The sequence below is a fragment of the Vibrio sp. FF266 genome, from assembly GCF_041439695.1.
Lineage (GTDB): Bacteria > Pseudomonadota > Gammaproteobacteria > Enterobacterales > Vibrionaceae > Vibrio > Vibrio tasmaniensis_A.
The window spans coordinates 50,004-68,167 of the sequence record NZ_JBGOOO010000016.1; the positions used below are offsets into that span (position 1 = coordinate 50,004).

The 18,164-nt window shown below is 44.2% G+C and carries 21 protein-coding genes and 2 pseudogenes; 5 read left to right on the forward strand and 18 right to left on the reverse strand.

Annotation, left to right across the window (positions count from 1 at the left end; all coding sequences use genetic code 11):
- Nucleotides 1–64 precede the first annotated feature (64 nt).
- Together ACED59_RS13575 and ACED59_RS13580 are read right to left on the reverse strand one after the other, a co-directional pair.
- Nucleotides 65–529 carry a GNAT family N-acetyltransferase gene (locus ACED59_RS13575; protein ID WP_029223895.1) on the reverse strand — a complete coding sequence of 155 codons (465 nt, stop codon included), beginning with the start codon at nt 527–529 and terminating at the stop codon, nt 65–67.
- Nucleotides 530–551: 22 nt separating this feature from the next.
- Entirely contained in the window at nt 552–1,649 is a 1,098-nt protein-coding gene (locus ACED59_RS13580; protein WP_017097618.1) for a ketoacyl-ACP synthase III, read from the reverse strand.
- Nucleotides 1,650–1,771: 122 nt separating this feature from the next.
- Here ACED59_RS13580 and trxC point away from each other — a divergent pair, with 122 nt between their 5' ends.
- The gene (gene trxC, locus ACED59_RS13585) at nt 1,772–2,206 is read left to right on the forward strand and encodes a thioredoxin TrxC (protein ID WP_017097619.1); all 435 of its coding nucleotides are present in this window, start codon (nt 1,772–1,774) and stop codon (nt 2,204–2,206) included.
- Nucleotides 2,207–2,351: 145 nt separating this feature from the next.
- Here the strand turns inward: trxC and ACED59_RS13590 are convergent, their stop codons facing one another.
- The gene (locus ACED59_RS13590) at nt 2,352–4,001 is read right to left on the reverse strand and encodes a GMC family oxidoreductase (protein WP_017097620.1); all 1,650 of its coding nucleotides are present in this window, start codon (nt 3,999–4,001) and stop codon (nt 2,352–2,354) included.
- Between the two features lie 241 nt (nt 4,002–4,242).
- Nucleotides 4,243–4,451: pseudogene (locus tag ACED59_RS13595) on the reverse strand (hypothetical protein).
- Here ACED59_RS13595 and ACED59_RS13600 point away from each other — a divergent pair.
- A complete protein-coding gene (locus ACED59_RS13600) occupies nt 4,451–5,602 on the forward strand; it encodes an MFS transporter (RefSeq protein WP_017097622.1) in 1,152 nt (383 codons plus the stop codon). The pseudogene ACED59_RS13595 and the gene ACED59_RS13600 sit on opposite strands and share 1 nt — an antisense overlap.
- 153 nt (nt 5,603–5,755) lie before the next feature.
- On the opposite strand, the gene ACED59_RS13605 is transcribed toward ACED59_RS13600, so the two are convergent.
- The 3 genes from ACED59_RS13605 to ACED59_RS13615 all read right to left on the reverse strand — a co-directional run bounded on the left by ACED59_RS13605 (nt 5,756) and on the right by ACED59_RS13615 (nt 7,651).
- Nucleotides 5,756–6,091 carry a winged helix-turn-helix domain-containing protein gene (locus ACED59_RS13605; RefSeq protein WP_012600601.1) on the reverse strand — a complete coding sequence of 112 codons (336 nt, stop codon included), beginning with the start codon at nt 6,089–6,091 and terminating at the stop codon, nt 5,756–5,758.
- Nucleotides 6,092–6,262: 171 nt separating this feature from the next.
- Nucleotides 6,263–6,436: a winged helix-turn-helix domain-containing protein gene (locus ACED59_RS13610; protein WP_240798054.1), complete on the reverse strand. Its 174-nt coding sequence runs from the start codon at nt 6,434–6,436 to the stop codon at nt 6,263–6,265.
- A 321-nt stretch (nt 6,437–6,757) separates the two neighbouring features.
- Nucleotides 6,758–7,651: a helix-turn-helix domain-containing protein gene (locus tag ACED59_RS13615; protein WP_017097624.1), complete on the reverse strand. Its 894-nt coding sequence runs from the start codon at nt 7,649–7,651 to the stop codon at nt 6,758–6,760.
- Between the two features lie 50 nt (nt 7,652–7,701).
- On the opposite strand from ACED59_RS13615, the gene ACED59_RS13620 reads away from it, so the two are divergent.
- Nucleotides 7,702–9,099 carry an MATE family efflux transporter gene (locus ACED59_RS13620; protein ID WP_017097625.1) on the forward strand — a complete coding sequence of 466 codons (1,398 nt, stop codon included), beginning with the start codon at nt 7,702–7,704 and terminating at the stop codon, nt 9,097–9,099.
- Nucleotides 9,100–9,204: 105 nt separating this feature from the next.
- Here ACED59_RS13620 and ACED59_RS13625 read toward each other — a convergent pair whose 3' ends face one another.
- Both ACED59_RS13625 and ACED59_RS13630 read right to left on the reverse strand, forming a co-directional pair.
- On the reverse strand, nt 9,205–9,600 hold the full coding sequence (locus ACED59_RS13625) for a nitrous oxide-stimulated promoter family protein (protein ID WP_017097626.1): 396 nt from the start codon (nt 9,598–9,600) through the stop codon (nt 9,205–9,207).
- Nucleotides 9,601–9,602: 2 nt separating this feature from the next.
- Nucleotides 9,603–10,117 (reverse strand): annotated as a pseudogene (locus tag ACED59_RS13630) (GNAT family N-acetyltransferase).
- 97 nt (nt 10,118–10,214) lie between these two features.
- Here ACED59_RS13630 and ACED59_RS13635 point away from each other — a divergent pair.
- Entirely contained in the window at nt 10,215–10,445 is a 231-nt protein-coding gene (locus ACED59_RS13635; protein ID WP_017097627.1) for a DUF2986 domain-containing protein, read from the forward strand.
- A gap of 127 nt (nt 10,446–10,572) precedes the next feature.
- On the opposite strand, the gene ACED59_RS13640 is transcribed toward ACED59_RS13635, so the two are convergent.
- From ACED59_RS13640 to ACED59_RS13680, 9 genes are all read right to left on the reverse strand, one after another.
- Entirely contained in the window at nt 10,573–11,496 is a 924-nt protein-coding gene (locus ACED59_RS13640; RefSeq protein ID WP_017097628.1) for an ABC transporter substrate-binding protein, read from the reverse strand.
- Nucleotides 11,497–11,498: 2 nt separating this feature from the next.
- The gene (locus tag ACED59_RS13645) at nt 11,499–12,374 is read right to left on the reverse strand and encodes a metal ABC transporter permease (RefSeq protein WP_017097629.1); all 876 of its coding nucleotides are present in this window, start codon (nt 12,372–12,374) and stop codon (nt 11,499–11,501) included.
- Nucleotides 12,374–13,108: a metal ABC transporter ATP-binding protein gene (locus tag ACED59_RS13650; RefSeq protein ID WP_017097630.1), complete on the reverse strand. Its 735-nt coding sequence runs from the start codon at nt 13,106–13,108 to the stop codon at nt 12,374–12,376. The genes ACED59_RS13645 and ACED59_RS13650 overlap by 1 nt, the downstream gene beginning before the upstream one ends.
- A complete protein-coding gene (locus tag ACED59_RS13655) occupies nt 13,108–14,043 on the reverse strand; it encodes a metal ABC transporter solute-binding protein, Zn/Mn family (protein ID WP_029222760.1) in 936 nt (311 codons plus the stop codon). The genes ACED59_RS13650 and ACED59_RS13655 overlap by 1 nt, the downstream gene beginning before the upstream one ends.
- Nucleotides 14,044–14,167: 124 nt before the next feature.
- Nucleotides 14,168–14,764 carry a DUF6162 family protein gene (locus ACED59_RS13660; RefSeq protein WP_017097632.1) on the reverse strand — a complete coding sequence of 199 codons (597 nt, stop codon included), beginning with the start codon at nt 14,762–14,764 and terminating at the stop codon, nt 14,168–14,170.
- Nucleotides 14,761–15,096, reverse strand: a complete 336-nt coding sequence (locus ACED59_RS13665) for a hypothetical protein (protein WP_009845399.1) — start codon at nt 15,094–15,096, stop codon at nt 14,761–14,763. The genes ACED59_RS13660 and ACED59_RS13665 overlap by 4 nt, the downstream gene beginning before the upstream one ends.
- 159 nt (nt 15,097–15,255) lie before the next feature.
- Nucleotides 15,256–16,092 carry a DUF4198 domain-containing protein gene (locus ACED59_RS13670; RefSeq protein WP_017097633.1) on the reverse strand — a complete coding sequence of 279 codons (837 nt, stop codon included), beginning with the start codon at nt 16,090–16,092 and terminating at the stop codon, nt 15,256–15,258.
- 85 nt (nt 16,093–16,177) lie between these two features.
- Entirely contained in the window at nt 16,178–16,696 is a 519-nt protein-coding gene (locus ACED59_RS13675; protein ID WP_017097634.1) for a DUF2271 domain-containing protein, read from the reverse strand.
- A 70-nt stretch (nt 16,697–16,766) separates the two neighbouring features.
- On the reverse strand, nt 16,767–17,396 hold the full coding sequence (locus ACED59_RS13680; RefSeq protein WP_017097635.1) for a PepSY-associated TM helix domain-containing protein: 630 nt from the start codon (nt 17,394–17,396) through the stop codon (nt 16,767–16,769).
- A 367-nt stretch (nt 17,397–17,763) separates the two neighbouring features.
- On the opposite strand from ACED59_RS13680, the gene ACED59_RS13685 reads away from it, so the two are divergent.
- Nucleotides 17,764–18,081: a hypothetical protein gene (locus tag ACED59_RS13685; protein WP_017097636.1), complete on the forward strand. Its 318-nt coding sequence runs from the start codon at nt 17,764–17,766 to the stop codon at nt 18,079–18,081.
- Nucleotides 18,082–18,164 lie beyond the last annotated feature (83 nt).

Genomic DNA, 18,164 nt, shown 5'->3' on the forward strand with positions numbered 1-18,164 from the left:
AGTCCCTAATTAAACGTAAATCGATTTATACCGCTGATTATAATTGGTTCTAAGAACTCAGCGATCAGATTCGTTCACCCACATTGCGAGCTATCATAAGCACTTCATCCGCAGAGTACAGGTTTGAAATCGTGGTTTCGACTTCTGCACCCAAAGTCGATTGATAAAGCTTTTGTGCAAAGTTGTCTGCTCTGGTGGTCACTAGCACGTGTTTGAGCATCGAGCCTTGATCCGCCAAATGCTGTTTTACCTGCGGCAGGGAATCTAGAATCAGCGTTTTACCCAATCCTTGCCCCTGCGCGCTTGGTAACACGGCAAGTTGCTCTAGTTCTAAAACAGCTTCAGGTCTAAACCCGCTTTTCTGAACCCAGATGATGTAACCCACGATCTCACCTTCGTTCTCTGCAACGAAGTTAAGAAAGCGTGGTGCTGCATTTAAGTTACATTGTAACCAATTTTTTGAGTTTTGCTGTCGAACAAAAGTAGCTTGGTGAACTAAAGCCGCCCCATCGAGGTCGGCTTCTGTCATTAAACGAACTTGCACAATGCTGCTACTCGTTTTCAGAATTAGGACGCGTTTTACAGTGTAAAATGGCTCTTTCTAGAAGCTCCAAAGCAGATTTATCCGCTTCTGGAAGCTTCGCATCCGATTGACCTAACGGTTCAACACGACTGCCCCACTTAATATGGCCAGCACCCCAAGTTAAACCTGCACCAAATGCCGCCACAAGAATGTTTGAGTTAGGTTTAACAAAACCTTGCTCTAATGATTCACACAGTGCAATTGGCACAGTCGCTGCGGATGTGTTGCCGTAGTTTTGGATGTTAACAAACGCTTTCTCGCGCTCAATACCCGCCATATCACACAAGGTCTGGATGATTCGGATGTTGGCTTGGTGCGGAATCACAACATCGATATTGTCGGTTGAGATGCCAGTACGGCTTAATACTGTGTGTGCCGCAGCGCCCATGCCTTTCACTGCACGCTTGAAGATTTCTTTACCTACGAAATCAAAGTCCCAGTAGCCATTATCTGCAGCAAAGCGATCCATAGAAGTACCGAATTTGGGTACCGCTAAAATGTCACGGCCTTCGGCGTCACAACCGATTTGCGCTTCTTGTAAGCCAACCTGCTCTTCAGTGCGAGATAGAACCACAGCACCTGCGCCGTCGCCAAATAGAACCGCAGTATCACGCTTGGTCCAGTCGATGAAGAATGAAAGACGTTCTGCACCCACAACAATGGCATTGCGGTAGTTGCCCGCTTGAATCAGTCGAGTTGCGGTTTCAACGCCATAGATGAAGCCAGTACACGCTGCGTTAAGGTCGAAAGCCGCTGCGCTCTTGATGCCTAGGTTCTGTTGAACTTTAGACGCAGTATTTGGAATAAGGGAATCTGGGCTGCACGTCGCGATGATCACGAGGTCGATATCTTCGGCAGTAAGACCAGCACACGCCATTGCGTGTTGAGCAGCAACAGTCGCTAACTCAGAGGTATTTACATGACTGATACGACGGTTTTCGATACCAGTTCGAGTTCGAATCCACTCGTCAGACGTATCAATGAAAGTGCTTAGATCATCATTGGACAACACGGCTGGTGGCAGACACTTTCCCCAGCCCGTAATCTCGGCGTAAAATTTTGTCATCATTTACCTATTTATTGTTTGTTTTTATTTAAGTATCGTATTCTAGTTTTAAACAGTATAAGCGCTCCGTGCGTGATTCGTAAATCGCGTTAGACACGGAGTTACAATAAAAAGAGAAAGTTATGTCTACATTCAACACACGTTGCCCTTCTTGTAATGGCGTAAACCGAGTTCCTTCAGAAAGAATTTCAGAAAGCCCAACCTGCGGTAAATGCAAAACAGCATTGCTCGATGGCGCTCCTATCGAGGGAACGTCACTTAATTTCCAATCTATTTTGAATAGTTCACAGCCAGTGGTTGTCGATTTCTGGGCAACATGGTGCAACCCATGTGTTGGCTTTGCGCCAGTGTTCAGTGACGTTGCTAAAGAGCGTTCAGGAGATATTCGATTCGTTAAGATTGATACTGAAGCTCAGCAACAGCTTGCCGCGATGTACCAAATCAGAAGCATTCCAACCGTGATGGTGTTTAAAGATGGTAAACGTGTCGATACGATTAACGGTGCATTACCAAAAGGTCAATTTGATCAATGGCTTAATCAAGCTCTAACCAAGTAACACTATTATTTAAGCTATCGTTTAAGCGATTGAATTAACTTTTGCTTTATTCTAAGTATGCACACAAAAATAGGTTAGAGAGTCTTATCAACCAAAGACTATCTAACCTACTGTTTTATTTATGGTTATCACTTAACTTCTTGAATTAAACCACAGCTTCGCCTTTCGCTCGAATACTAGACTCTTGCTTACCTAGTCTGTATTCCTTTTTGATTTGATCTGCGACTTTTTCGGCAATCATAATGGTTGCCGCGTTTGTGTTTGCCCCAATCAATGTCGGCATCACAGAAGCATCAATAACTCTTAAGTTATTCAACCCATAGACTTTCAGATTGTTATCTACCACGGCTAATGAATCACTGTTAGGGCCCATTTTACAGGTCCCGACTGGGTGATACTGAGTGTCTGCACGGTTGCGAATATCTTGCTCGATAGCCTCGTCATCACTGGCGTCTACTGGGTAGAAAGCATTACCACGGATGTCGTCAAACGCCGAACTCTCTAACATTTGATACTGCTTCTTCCAGTCCTTAATCATTATCTCCATATCTTCAGGATGACTGAAAAACGCAGGATCGATCTTAGGCGGATCATAAGGATCATTACTATTGAGCGTTACGCTGCCGTTGCTTTTCGGACGCAACAAGGTGACATGAGACGTAAAACCATGACTGGTATGGATTTTTCTTGCATGGTCATCGACAACAGCGACCACAAATACAAACTCTAAATCCGGCACCGCGATATGATCTTGGGAACAAAGAAAACCTATCCCCTCTGCAAAATTACTGCTCATCTTGCCACGGCGTTCTTTGTGCCATAGCGGCAGAGCTTTGGTTATTTCAGACGCCATTTGCAACGAGATACCGAAAGTTTCACGCTTTTCGCTGCATTGGTACGAATGTACTAAGTCGATATGGTCTTGAAGGTTCTTGCCGACGCCTGGTAGCTCTTGAACCGGTTCGATGCCATGCATCTCTAGTTCAGCTTTCGCGCCGATACCCGACAATAACAGCAGTTGAGGAGAACCAAACGCGCCAGCGGATAGAATCACTTCTTTGTTGCATTGGATCTGATAACGCTGTCCGTTAAAGCCATATTCGACTCCGACCGCTTTCTTACCTTCGAACAAAACTTTATGTGTGGTTGCTTTGGTTACGACCGTGAGATTCTGTCTCGAAAGATTTGGCGTTAAGTAAGCCTTGGCAGCACTGCACCGTTCGCCATTCAGCTGGGTTACCTGCGTCGGCATCGCCCCAAACTGAGCAGCACCGTTGATGTCTTCACTACGGGGAACCCCTATCGACTCACACGCCGTTAAGTAACGTTCCAACATCGCACTTGGCGATCGAAGGTTAGCCACGTTCAGAGGACCACCTTGGCCGTGATACTCATCTTGGTGAACTTCGTTATTTTCGGCTTTCTTAAAGTAAGGGAGGCATGATTCATAACTCCAACCTGCATTACCCAAACTTTCCCAAGTGTCGTAGTCGTAACGGTGGCCACGAGCGTACATCATCGCATTGATAGAACTGGACCCACCAAGTGTCTTACCTCTTGGTTGATAACCTTTACGACCATTCAAACCCGGCTGTTCAACGGTCTCAAAGGCCCAGTTGTTTAGCTTAGTTGGCATCATCGCGGCTATACCTACGGGTGTATGGATTAATGGGCTTGTGTCTTTACCACCTGCTTCCAATAGGCAAACCGTGACATTGGGATCTTCAGACAGCCTTGCAGCCATTACACATCCTGCCGAGCCCCCGCCAACAACAATAAAATCATAACTATCCATTTGCCTATCTCCATTGGGTGTAACTCTCGTTTACGCTATTGCCATAATTGATAACACCATACGAATGAACATTTTACGCGGGTATTTGTAATCATCAAGTTGAACACAACACCTTTCCTCTCTGGCCTGATCTATGACGTTACGTATGTTCATGAAGCACCAATGAGCTTAACTTTCTTCGCTTGAATTATCGTTATGATCAACAACCATCACGGATGACCTACGCGGATTACTGTATCGCTTACAAAACCATAATGAACGTAATCCTAGTGGCTTTTTGACCGCATAAAATCTCGCCAAATCGTAAATTCCGCTATGGTATTTTAGCTCAAGATCTCGATAAATTTCTTTTATCTTAACGACTATTTTTATTCGTTTTACCCAATTCAATTTCTCCCCCATAGTCGCGGAAAATTCATCGTTTCTTCCACTATTTAGAGGCTCCTGCATTGGACAACATCCAACAAACAACTCGCATAACTGTTCCGGTTATTGCATTGTCTTTTTACGCGATCGCTTCAGGCTATTTAATGAGTTCATTACCATTAATGTTGTCTGAGTATGGCTTAGACAAAAATCTATCGAGTTGGTTGGCGAGTGCATTCTATGCAGGGCTTTTAGCCGGTACGTTATTGATTGAACGTGCGATCGCACGTGTTGGTCACAGAGATGCGTTTGTTATCGCTCTGGCTATTTTTATCGCAACGATCCTTGTGTTACCACTCATCCCACATCAAGCGGTATGGTTATTAGCCCGCTTTGTCGCTGGTGTAGCGGTTGCAGGTATCTTCGTGATTGTAGAGTCTTGGTTAATGAGCGGTGACGAATCTCAGCGCGCGAAACGCTTAGGCGTTTACATGTGTTCGCTATACGGCGGCTCTGCCGTTGGCCAACTCGGCATCGGTTACCTTGGTATTACAGGTGGCGTACCTTTCATCGCAATGTTCACCTTGTTGTTTGGTGCAATCATTGTGTTGATGTACGGACAAGCGACAGCACCACAAATTCACGATGCGCAGTCTTTATCATTAAAGCAAATCAGCAAACTGAGCCACAGCGCTTTGATTGGCTGTATTGTATCTGGATTAACACTTGGATCTATTTACGGACTGATGCCTGTTGAGCTCGCTCAACGCAACATCGCACATCAAGATATTGGCGGTTTGATGGCGTTAGTGATTATGGGTGGTATGGCTGTTCAGCCGATGGTGACATGGTTATCTCACCACATAGGACAAGTGTTATTAATGGCTCTGTTCTGCCTACTAGGGGTTGCAAGCATTGGTGTACTAACGATTAACCATGATTTTTATGTTCTTGGTATGAGCTTGTTTGTGTTAGGTATGGCGACTTTTGCACTTTACCCAATCGCGATTAACTTGGGTTGTCGTAACTTAGACCCAAGCTATCTAGTGTCAGTGACTCAGGTTATGCTGTTGTGTTACAGCATCGGTTCAGTCGCTGGCCCATTGGTCGCGGATAGCTTTATGGATTCACAAGCGGGATTATTCACTTACCTGTTCGCGTCTTTACTCGCTACAACGATCTACATGTTGATTGCTAGCTTAAAACGCTCTCCTCTACAGATTGCAGGCGAGTAAGCTCGAATGGCAACTATCCTCCTCAGGTAGGATAGTTGCCTCTAGAGCTCTTAGTTATGACTTTCCGTCTAACGAAGAGCTCTTTTTGTTTGATGACTTCTGAGCAAAAGTCGACAAAAAGCATCAATACTAGAAATAGAGGTGTTCTTCAGGTTAAGGCTGAAATATGTAGCCTTCACCAGTAATGGTAATGATTAGGCCATCCCCGAATAGTGATCTGATCTCAGATATCGCAACAATCACTGACGAGTTAGTGACTGACCCATTCTCCCAGCCAATCTTCTTCAATTGCCCGACACTGAACAATTTCCCTCGGTTTTGATTCATAAACAGAATGATCTTACGATACGCTAAAGGCATGGTAGCCAGAACATAGCCGTTTTCAACATTGCGTATGAGTTTGGTGTCGAGTTCAACTATTTTTCCGTTGAGTTCAAGTATTACGTTGTGTTCAGAGTGGTGAGTATCTATTACAGGATAGGCGTCCATTTTTATACAATTCCCTTACGATATAGCCAGCAACAAAGTTAAATTCCGTCATTTTTGTATAACGTCGCTTATAAGTGGACGTTTAAAATCGAAGATAATGAAAGCAGCGTATACGGTAAAGAGATTAAATTTTTATTATTAATATATGAACAGGATATCAATAAAGGGTAATTAATCCTCCAGTACATAACCTTCGTTGGAAACCGTTTTTATACAACGACAGTCTAAGATCCTTCTTATCTCGTAGATAGCAACCAATACTGAAGCTGATGTCACGGCTTTACCCGCCCAACCTACACGCTTCAAAACTCGCTTACTGATCACATGTCCTTTATTTTGATACAAGTAAAAAAGAACCTTACGATGAGGCTCTGAAAGCGTCCCTATTATCGAGCCACACTCCTGCTTTCGGACGATCCTCGTATCAGATTGAAACTCTTTTTTATTTAGAACCCACTTAGACGGAAGTTTAAAATCGTCTACGTGATTCGCTATTTTTGGTATGGATTCCTCACGCTTCATAAGCAGTCGTCTTTTAAGATATTTCCAATATTATCGAATGGTACAAAAATACTAAATTGATAGATCACTTAATACCGTACATTTACTGCAAAATTGATCTTGTGGAATTGTTCTAAGAAACGAATTTTTAGTGGACAACCAGTACTACCCGGTAAGTCGATGGCTTTTACGGTATTGGCTTGGAGATAAACCAAAATGCTTTTTAAAGCGATGTGAGAAGTTATAAGGATCTTTGTAACCCAAGCGGTTGGCAATCATCGATACCGACCAATCTTGATATTTTAACAAGCTGGTCGCTTTATCCATTCTTAGTTGAATCAACTTGCTGCGTGGTGATAGGTCGAAAAGCGTTTTGGTGACTCGATTAAGCTGCTCTTCACTGATAAACACCCTTTGAGCCATACCTGCTACTGTCCATGGTTGATGCAGACTACTTTCAATCTCATTATAGAGCGCTTGAACACGAGCGGTGGTGCTTGTTGATTTGGGTTCAAACCCCGTCAACGTTCGGACTATTTCACTCAAGAGTAACTTACGGTAACTGGCTCGGCCCCCTATCTCAAAGTAAACCAAGTTCATTAATGACCAGATCTGCTCACACTCTCCAAAAGGCACAATCCCCTGACCTAAACTTGCTATGTGCTGCCACTGCTTAGTATCGGGGGTCAACATCCACGCCATTTTCCAATAGTTATATTGCGGATCGAGTTCAAAACGAAATGGGGTTCCGGCAGGAAGAACCACCAGCGTATACGGTGTAATCGCTTGTACTGATGTCGTGGTTGTTAGAATGCCGCCACCTTCCATAGTGAAAATCAACGTATGAACATTAACGGATTCTCGCTCAACCCAATAACCATCGTATAGTTTTGCCATACCGCCCATATAGACACCAAAGCTTTTCATCTCTGGGATATCTTCAACGGTCAAAAAACGTTCTTTGCAATGTTCCGCGAGAAAAACATCATCTTGCCACGTTGATTTAGGCTCCATGGTATCAATGACGGATTCGCACAGGTTTTGTTGTTTTTTAAACATGTTGTTACTTCGCTCAAATCACTATAGTTCTGCCATAAATCGGAGAGCTTATGACAACTAACATCAACCCTAACTCATCTATGAATAACAAGCCAGAGAGCATATTACCTCGTATCGTTAAACTTGGTTTACCTGTAGCTTTGCAAAGTGCGCTGGTTGCTATTCTTGCCCTTGCTGACGTCTTGATGGTCAGCGATTTTGGTATGGAAGCAGCAGCCGCTGTGGGAATTGCATCAAAATGGCACTTCGTTGCGATTATGATTATGGCAGGGTTGGCCTCAGCAAACGGTACATTAGTTGCTCAATACTGGGGAAAGAATGACCGAAAAAGTGCACGTACCGTGTCATCTATCGCGATGGTGTTTGGTTTAAAAGTTCTCCTGCCTGTTACAGCAATCATCACTCTTGGTTCTCAGTTTTTAATGATGTTGCAAACTAGCGATCAAACCGTGATTGAGCTTGGAGCGACTTACCTATGGTATGGGTTCCCTGTTCTACTTCTAACTCACATTGTTGTAGTGGTAGAAGCAAGCATGCGCTCATCAGGTGACACCGTAACTCCACTATTGTTAGGTGGTATTACTATTGCACTCAACATTGCGCTTAACTTCGTTCTAATTAAAGGGGCTTTCGGCATTCCAGCAATGGGCGTTGCAGGTGCTGCATTGGCGACAACCTTAGCGCGATTGATTCAAGTAGGCTTAATGTATAGCTACATGCGTGTGCGTAAACACTGGCTGCTAACCACCCCAAGCTCACCACACCGTCCATCACTGTGGCTTTCTTACCGTCGTATTGCGTTGCCGCTAACGATGAATGCCGTGTTGTGGGCAATGGGCACAATGGCATATCAAATGATCTTTGGTCACATGGGCACGACTGAACTTGCGGTGTTCTCGATGCTCGCGCCGTTCGAATCGCTGTGTTACTCGATCTTCTTTGGTATCTCCGTAGCGTGTTCAGTATTGCTTGGCCATTCGCTGGGCCGTGATGAATTTGATGACGCGATGAGCATGGGTCTAACATTCATTAAAGCCGTCGTTGGCTTTGGCGCTGTCGTTGGCTTGCTACTGTTTATGGGTAAAGAGCATGTACTATCATGGTTAAACCTTTCTACAGATGCATTGTACCCGCTTGCTTCGCCAGCAATGATGATCATGTGTTTTGCAGTGGTGATTCGTATGCTCAACATGGTGATCATTAACGGTATTATTCGTGCTGGTGGTGATAACGCTTTTTGCTTGCGAATGGATTTCATCGCGATGTGGATGGTGGGCATTCCAGTGTGTGTTTACGGCGCGTTTGTCGCTGGATGGGATTTCAAATACATCTATGGCCTGATGTTGGTTGAAGAAGTGGTGAAACTGGCAATATGCTCGCACCGTTACTTGAGCCGACGCTGGATCAACAATCTCACAGTGACCTACGACGAGCCTCAAGCGGCGTAGCTTTATACTTAAAGTATGCCTTCTGATAATGCAGTTAGCAGAAACACAAAAGGTCTGAGCAATCAGACCTTTTTCGTTTCTTCTGCGACCAATCTAAAGCACCAGTTACTTCTTGTTCATTCGAATATGGCGATTAGACACATTCGGCAGTGGCTTCTCTGGCACTTTACGTTTCTCATGAATCAAATGTCGTATTGCTAAAATCGGATGCTTAAGTAGCATTCTTGGCCCTGCATAGCGCATCACTAAACGCATCTGCTCTTTCGGGTCAGGCTTATAGCAATGAATCGGACACTTGTTACAGGTCGGCTTTGCTTCGCCATAAGGGCATCTATCAAGTCGTGTCTCTGCATAACGCAACAGTTGCTCACACTCTTCACATAACACGTTATTCTGACGAACCGCACCATGGTGATCTTTGCAGTAAATGTGCACCATCGCAATAACGGTTTTGTACTCCGTCTCGAGCTCGCCTTGTAGAATGTTGTTATGTTGGAACATGATTAATTACCTAATGAGAAACCGTACAGGTTGAGATTGACGCTTTCATTAATCGCCTCTTCAACTCGTTCGAACACAAAACCTAACTTAGTCAGTAGTGCGATACTTCGAATGTTATCAGAGGTAGTGATGGCAACTAAATGATCGATATCAGCATTATGCTTAGCTTGTTCAATTATCGCTTGTGCCGCTTCTAATGCAAAACCTTGCCCATAGACTTCAGGGACAAAACCATAACCAATATCATAAGACTCTAAGGTATCTCTTTTAATTAATCCGCATACTCCAATTGGCGTTGAGGAATCTTTAATTTCAACCACCAATAAGCACACACCTTTCTCTTGATGCATTTTGAGAATGTTGTTTTCTATGTATTCACAACCTTGTCAGTATCAGTGATCTCCTTGTCTCCGATGTAACGCAAGAAATCTTCTGAGCTATATAATCGCTGGATAAACGCCGCATCTTGAGGAGTGATCATTCTTAATCGTAAACGAGTGGTCTCGACTGTCTGCATAGTGATATTTTCCTTGCTGAATACCATGTAAATATTGAGTTCTAGATCTAAAATGATTATCCTCCACCGCATAAACTAAATACAAGGCTATGCAGCAATGAACCGTAAGAAAAAAATCAATCAAATTCTAAAGAAAAGACAGAAACAGGCGAATTCTAAACTGCATGGTAGCAACAAGCCTCGCTATATTTCTAAAGCTGATCGCGCAAAAATGGAAGCTGAAGAGCAAGCGAAAGCCGCTCTAGAACAAGCAGAAGGATCTGTAGAAGTGACTACTGAATCTGAAGAAGCTGGTATCGAAACTAAAGAGACAAAAGCTGCAGAGTAAATCGTAAACTCGCAGTACTCTTGTCTAGCTCTCCGAACAAAGCCATTGGACAAGAACGAAAAAAGCAGCCTCTATTTGGGCTGCTTTTTTGATCCTACCGTATTAACCTAGCGACTTAGCTATTCAATTAACCTTTGAATGGTTTAACTTCCCAGCGTGCGAACGGCGCTTTTGCATTAATCCCTGCTCTTCCCCAACGGTCTACCGAGTCAACAACAAGAATTCGCTCATTAGGCACCAGTGACTTAATCAAAGTCGTAGGCTTTTTTGCTGTCACTAACCATAGAGCATCGTCTTCTGAAAACATCGCTTTAAGCTTCGCTTTATCTTGCTCTGTCCATTCCAGTTCTGCTTTGAACATACGGTCTTCAACAAACAGTTGACTACCAGAGGCGAAATCTTCCAAGCTTTCTGAAAGCAACAATACTGAATCTACGTCGTTATCCAATAACACTGCTTGTTGCTTGTTAATCAGTTCACGAACATCAAGCATTACGCGTTGTAGGTTGCTATCAATCGTCTCTGCTTGCGCTGGCCACAATAACTTAAAGTCGTCAGCCACAATTGCCGCCATGCGCGTTAAATTAGTTGGGTTTAACCACGCGAACTTAGACACATCACCACTTGATAGCGTCAACGCGGCAACACCTTGTGCTCGCGGTGTAATAGCTTGAGCGGCATCCACCTCAACCAAGCGGATATTGCCTTGCCTTGCGTATACAAATGTAGGATCCGCTTGCCAAATAGATGACAGCGTTAACGCAACGGTCGCCTTCTCTCCTGACTTAAGCACCTTGCTTTCACCCTTAGTACCAAACCAGTTAGGTAAGCGATCAATACCGTAGCGTTTTGGTGGTAGGTATTCGGTCGTAATGTCGGTGCCTTTGGTTAGCTCTGTCGCCAAAGCATAAGTCACAGGTGTACTGGTTAGGATATCCTCTGCGTTAGCGTTCAGTGACACCACAGATCCAGCCATTAACACACTACCAAGTACACCCACTTGAGCCGCTGTTTTTACTGAGCTTGAAGTACGATTCATTAAAGGAGTCATGGTTAAGCCTTTCTTATAATTCGGTATAGCGTTGCTGCTAGGAAAAACGTTGCAGAAACGATGATGATTGAAGCGCCTGACGGCACTGGCAGTTTAAGTTCCATCGGTAATACCGTTCCGACTAAACACGCGATGGTTGCCAGCAACGCAGAAAGCAAAACAAAGCTCCCCATGCGTTTAGTCAACAATCGTGCCGTCGCACCCGGAATCAGTAATAACGCGCCAACCAAAACGGCACCCACGATCTTCACCGCGGCAATCGTCACCAAAGTAATCATCATCACAAACAGGTAGTCATAGAAGCTGGTGTTATAGCCGCGCACCTTGGCAATATCCGGGCTAATACAAGTGAGAAGAATACGGTTGAACGTCGGTATCAAGAGCAAAATGATGAGCGCGCAGCTGCCTGCGAGAATTGCTAAATCTTGGTCTGTTACCGTGAGAATCGAGCCAAATAACACGTTCTCAAGCATGTGGATATTGATCTTACGCGCCACGTACATCAGCAATACCGCACCTACTGCCAATGCTAGCGCTAGAAAAACACCGACTAAGGTATCGTATGGCACATTGGTTCTGTTTCTTACAAAGTGAAGAAGCAAAGCGAAGATCATACAGAAGCTAAACAAGCCAATAATTGGGTTTTCTGGTGGCTCACCAAGCAAAACACCAATGGCAATACCGGTTAATGCTGCGTGACCTACCGCTTCAGAGAAGAATGCCAAGCGTTTAGCAATCACCAAAGTACCAAGGCCACCTAATAACGGGCCAAGTAACAATGCGGCAACCAGTGCATTCACCATAAACGCATACATGAAGCTGTCTGATAACCAACCCGCTTCAACGCCACTAATGGCAAGTTGTCGTAACCACTCCATTACGCAACCTCCTTCGATTTGGGGATGGCAGATCCACTGCTATAGTGCTGAAACAGACTCTCGATTTTAGTAGGGTGTAGTACTTGTTCATGTGGACCACTATCCACCAAGAATCGATTCACAACATGTACATTCGCTTCAAGGCGACGCACTGCGGTTACATCATGGTGAACGGCAAGAATCGTACGGCCTTCATCAACGCATTCACGAACTAGCGATTCTAAATAACGAACGCCTTGTTCATCCATGCCGGTAGTGGGTTCGTCCAACACCAATAAACTTGGGTTATCCAGTAATGCTTGTGCAAACAACACGCGTTGCTGCTCACCACCCGATAGCTGCCCCATACGGCGGTCGCTACGAGTCGCCATACCCACACGGTCGAGTTGCGCTAATGCAAGATCCAATTGCTTAGACTTACGACGCCAAAACAGTGGAATTCGAGTTTGGTTAAGCAGGACGAAATCCATTACCGTCAGAGGTAAACTCGATTCGAAGGTCGCTTTCTGAGGAACGTAACCAATGCTTGGCTTTTCTGGCCAATGAATGTTGATTTGACCAGAGAAAGGCGTCAAACCAAGAACTGAACGTAGCAAAGAGGTTTTGCCACCGCCGTTTGGCCCCATGATCACATGGCACTCACCCGCTTTAAGATCTAGCGTGATATCATCAAGAATCACGTTGTTGTCGTATTGCAGACCGAGTTGGTTGATTGAAATCGATGGACCTTGCATTACGCCTTCCCACTTTTAGCCTGGTTAGCCGCAGCAAATTTCATGGCTTCGATTAACGTTTCTAAGTTCTTCTTCATCTCAACTTCTACCTTATCGTCTTGATACTCACCGTGCGTCATGTGAGAGAAACGGTAAAGCTGAACGCCTGTTTCTGCTTCAATCGTGTCAACAAAGCGGTTTGGCATGTTTAGCTCGTAGAACAGAACATCAATGCCTGATGCGCGGATTTTCTCGATCGTATCTTGCAGTTGGCTCGCACTTGGTTCAACACCGTGTGCCGGCTCAATCACCGCCGCAACATCCACCCCAAACTCTTGCAGAATGTACCCATAAGCATTGTGCGTGGTCGCCACTTTCATGCCTGAAGTATCGAGTTCACCTAATGACAACATCGCATCACGCTTCATAAAACGAAATTGCTTGGCGTACTTACGCGCGTTCTTGCGATAAAACGCCGCGTTGTCTGGGTCGAGCTTAGAAACTTCACTCGCGATGGTGTACACCTTTTGGATTGTTGTAGAAAGTCCAACAAACGTATGTGGGTTCACTGCGCCTTGGCCAACAGACTGGCCTAATGCAGGAAGTAGAGGTACTTCTTTGTTCGCTTCGATGACCATTAAATCATCACGTTGCGCAGCTGAAATGACTTTTAGTGCGAAGTCATCGTGGCCAATACCGTTTACCACGATTGCATCCATCTGGCTCAATCGCTTCAAGTCATTTGGTTGTGGTAAGTAGTTATGCGGGTTAAAGCCAGCATCAACCAAAGGAAGGATGTTCACTTTGTCACCTACCACTGCTTTTACGTAGCTATAGTAAGGCTGTAGGGTAATACCTATCGTCAACTTATCGCTGTCGACTGTGTATTCTTTTGCCAATGCATTGGGTGTCGATAACACCGCCATTAACGACATCAATAGAGTCATGAATCGCATAGTAAATCTCTTATTATTTGTGAACTTATGGTCAATGAGCTGATTAGTCCGTAAGCTTTTTGATTTTGTGAACATCTTCTTTTTGAACATATTGCTGATGAGAACCTAAAGTTTGAAACATTGCTTAATGAGAAGCAGCGTCATGTTGTTCAGATACTTCTGACTCGTTCACCACCAGTTTCCAGCCTGCGGATTCCAATGTGTTTTCATCAAATTGAGTAGGTTGGCTTGCGACACCACCAAAGAAAATCCAGATTTCCGGAGAAACACTATTCGCATTCAAAATAAAGGAGTCCGCGAAGCCATGATCGCTTTGTGCAGCATATTCACTTGATGTAGCGTGTTCACTTGGCGTAGAAAAGTAGTAACCACGCTCGTCCAATAGCCAAGCATGAGAACCTTTGCGCTTCCAACTCTGGTCTTCAACAAATGGCGCAACCCATTCATCTTTAAGTGACACAACACTTGGCCATTCGCCGTCTAAGTCCATGCGAAGATCACGAATCTCTTCATGAGCTAAACGGAGTTCTGACAGCATCGCCAAGTTTTCTTGTTCAACATCAGTCACTAAGACTTGGTGATCAAGGGTCACTTCGATATGAGATTCTGCTTGATTAAACGGAATAGCAACCGTCGCAAAACAAAGGATGAATATAATGATTAGGCCAACCCACTTGCCCTCTCTTCCGCCTGTGTCAGCGCGTACACTTTGAATCATCATTTTTCTTTGATCTCTACAACGTCGACTTCAACAGGAAACTCGTGACCTGAATCAAACACAAGGTAAAACTCAGAATTTGGGTTTGGAAATTCGACAATAGAGCGTTTATCCGTCATCTCTTTCGCTATCAAGTTATCTTCGTAGTCGTACATCGCGACTGCGTAATCTATCGCTTTACTACCATCAGAGTAACCCGCTTCACAGGCAACCGTTTTGCCTTCAAACCAACAGCTCATCAACGGAAAATGTGCTTGCACAGGTAATGCAGCGAAACCAAGTCCCAGAGCTAAGCAAGGAGTCATTAATACGTTAAGTTTTGTTTTTATTGTCATGGTTCGTACCCTAGCCACAGTGCAAATTCTCAGTAGTAAACTGAGCAATAAAGGGCTCAAATGAGCCCTTGTCTTTTTCAACTAATAATGGTGACCAAAAAGTTCTAGTCAGATAGTTGGTAGTCTAATAATTCAAGGATTCAGCCCCGGAAAAACCGCCTATTGAATCTGAGCTTCGAACGTTAGGTGCACATTCGCACTTGCTTTGTCTGCCAATGGGTTGTCAACCAACTCTCCTTTATAGTTCGCTTTCATTATGTAACGACCAGCAACGGCCGGAGTGAAAGTAATTTCACCATTTTCATTACTCACTAAATCAATTTGTTCTTGATGGTTGCGGTAAAGCGTACCTTCACGAGTAATATCTACTTTCACGTCTTTCTGGATTTCACCGTTGAAGAAGAATTGGAATGTCACCGGTTCGCCTTCAAGAATGTCGGAAGGGTGTGTCACGGGCTTCAACTCAAGAAGCTTGCCTTCAATTTTGAATACTGTTTCCGTTGGCTTTCCAACAGTAATGTAGCTTTCTGCGCGAGTGAAGCTGAGCTGTGTTATCACGTCACGTGGATTCTCAGGTAGCAATGAATCACGCTCAACTTTGGTTGCTTTAATCCATTTCTCTGTGTCACGACGACCCGCTTTGTATAGCGTGTAGTATGACGGCTGGTTGTTAATCGCAACCTTGTGTGTGCCTTCTTCTTCAAAGTAAAAATCAAAGATTGAACGGCGTTTACTACGAACAACAAAATTGGGACGCTCGTTACGACCATCTGGCATAATTACATATGCATTTTCGCTGCCCGCTGGTTTATCATAAACAAACGCTCCATGAGATGCCGTCACATCGAACGTTAGCCAATCCCCTCCCTCTTTAGAAACGGTGAAATGAGAAGGCAAAACCCAACGAGGGTGAGCTTGTGCAGTCGTCGTTGCTGCTAGACCGAACGCCATTACACCCGCAAGAGCAAGCGCCTTTATTTTTGTCTGTTTCATCATGTTCAATTCCATTATTTGTAATTTTTAATCGTGTCACTCAATGAGCGTCTACGATGGCTACCATTATTTATCGCTTCTTTATCTACTACTTAACGATATAGTTGAGCGTAATCTGACCGGTCTCTTCCGTTGGTTCTAATTGGTAAGAAGCATTTTTGTCAGTGAGTGCTACTTTTTGGCGAAGATAGTTTCGGCCACCATGTTCACGTACAACTTCAATATGAACCGTGTATTCACCTTGCTCTAACGATTGACCGGCATCATTTTTGCCATCCCAAGCAAAACGATATTGACCAACAGGACGTGTTGCGGAAGTCACGGCATCAACGAGTTCGCGGTCGTAACGTCCGACTTTTCGCCACCAACTTCGTAAATCTTTAAGCCATTCATCTTGGCCGACCCAAAGCTCGATCGTTTTCACTGACTTTCTTTCACTGTTCTCTACCCATATCGCTACGTAAGGGCGCTTGTATGGAGAGGCCTCAATTCTTGGTAACTCGAAATGCACATCGAGCTTTGCTGTGTCAGGAAGCACCTCAGCCATGCCTAAGCTTGGTAAAAGAGACAAAGCAAGGAGCGATTTGCTCCAATTCATTTTTTTCATGTTTAACAACCTTTCAAATCCGTTGCGCCTTTAATTCACCTTCACACCGCCTCATGGATCGGATCGCGGGTTACGGTACGGCGACAAAATAGATAGCAAGTGAAATTGCAGACCCAAATACCGTCCATTTAATAGAGGTATTGAGTGTTTTTTTCTTAGGTAACAGTAAGCACACGCCAGTCAGTACAAAGAAGACCATCAGTAGTGCAGTGATATCGATGAACCATTTCCAGACCTCACCGCTGTTACGACCTTTGTGTAGGTCGTTCAACAGGGCAATCACGCCGTAATTCGTGGTTTCGACCTCGACCATTTCAGAAGTCACATCAACAAACACAGAAGCGTTGTAGCCAGGTCCTTTGAAGTCCATAGACACTTCACCGATGAGCAACTCACCGTCTTCAATCTCTGCGTAGATGTCTAACCCCGAAGGAACGCCAGATAGGTTTGCTTCTTCAAATAAAAACTTTTCAAAAGCAGACTCGTCGGCTTTCAGTCGACCGTCTTGAATCGTAAACAAACTCGTGGGAAGCGTTAGCGTAGAGTGTTGGATATTGGGTTGGCTGGATTCAAATAGCTCAGGGCGATTAAGTGTGATGCCTGTCACTGAAAAGAAAAGAACAACAAACAGCAGCGCCATAGAAATATAAACATGAAGTCGACGAGCCCATGATTGAACTGCCCTACTTTTTAACGACATACAAACCAGTACCTATAGATTTTATGGCGATAATTTAGTTGATAATAATTCGTATTGGCATTCAATTTACATTGTTTACGTTTCTCGCGCGTCGCAAGGAAATTCACATAACATCTACTGAAGAACAATCGAACTGTATACGTATAAGAATCGCGGCAATATAAGTGGGAAACGTAGATATCCTGAGCTCTAGAGCTTATAAAATGGCCCTGTTTAGTCGGAGTTCCGTGCATTTAAGAAAGGAAGTTGAAGCTATTTAGAACAGAGATCACTATCAAGGGCATTGGCATGACGATTAGCTCAAGAGTGGTTTAAGCTTATTGACTATAAAACAGACATAACCATGCAAGTTTAAAAGGATTTAGAAATGCGTATGATTGTAGCTTTGGCTGTATTGGTAACGGCTTGTACTAGCCAGATTGTTAGTACTGACGAACATGTCGAGAGTTACATCGGTTCCAATATTGCAGATGCTCAAGCTTTGTATTTAACGCCCCACTCTCAAGCTGTTACATTTTGGGAGTCACGCACATTTGCTTGGGTAGAAACTCAAACCTCACTCGAGAATGGTGAAATACAGCATTCTTTCAAAAACCCCTATCGTGACTGCACCATTAACTGGATTGTAAACCAAAGCGGAGTGATCATTGCGGGATCACACAGTGGCGAGATGTGCATCCTTTAACTTGAATTCTCTTTATCTTTATACCACTAGTAGTAAATAACTGTTCATCCTAGCTGGTTAAAACACTCGATAACATCGTTAGA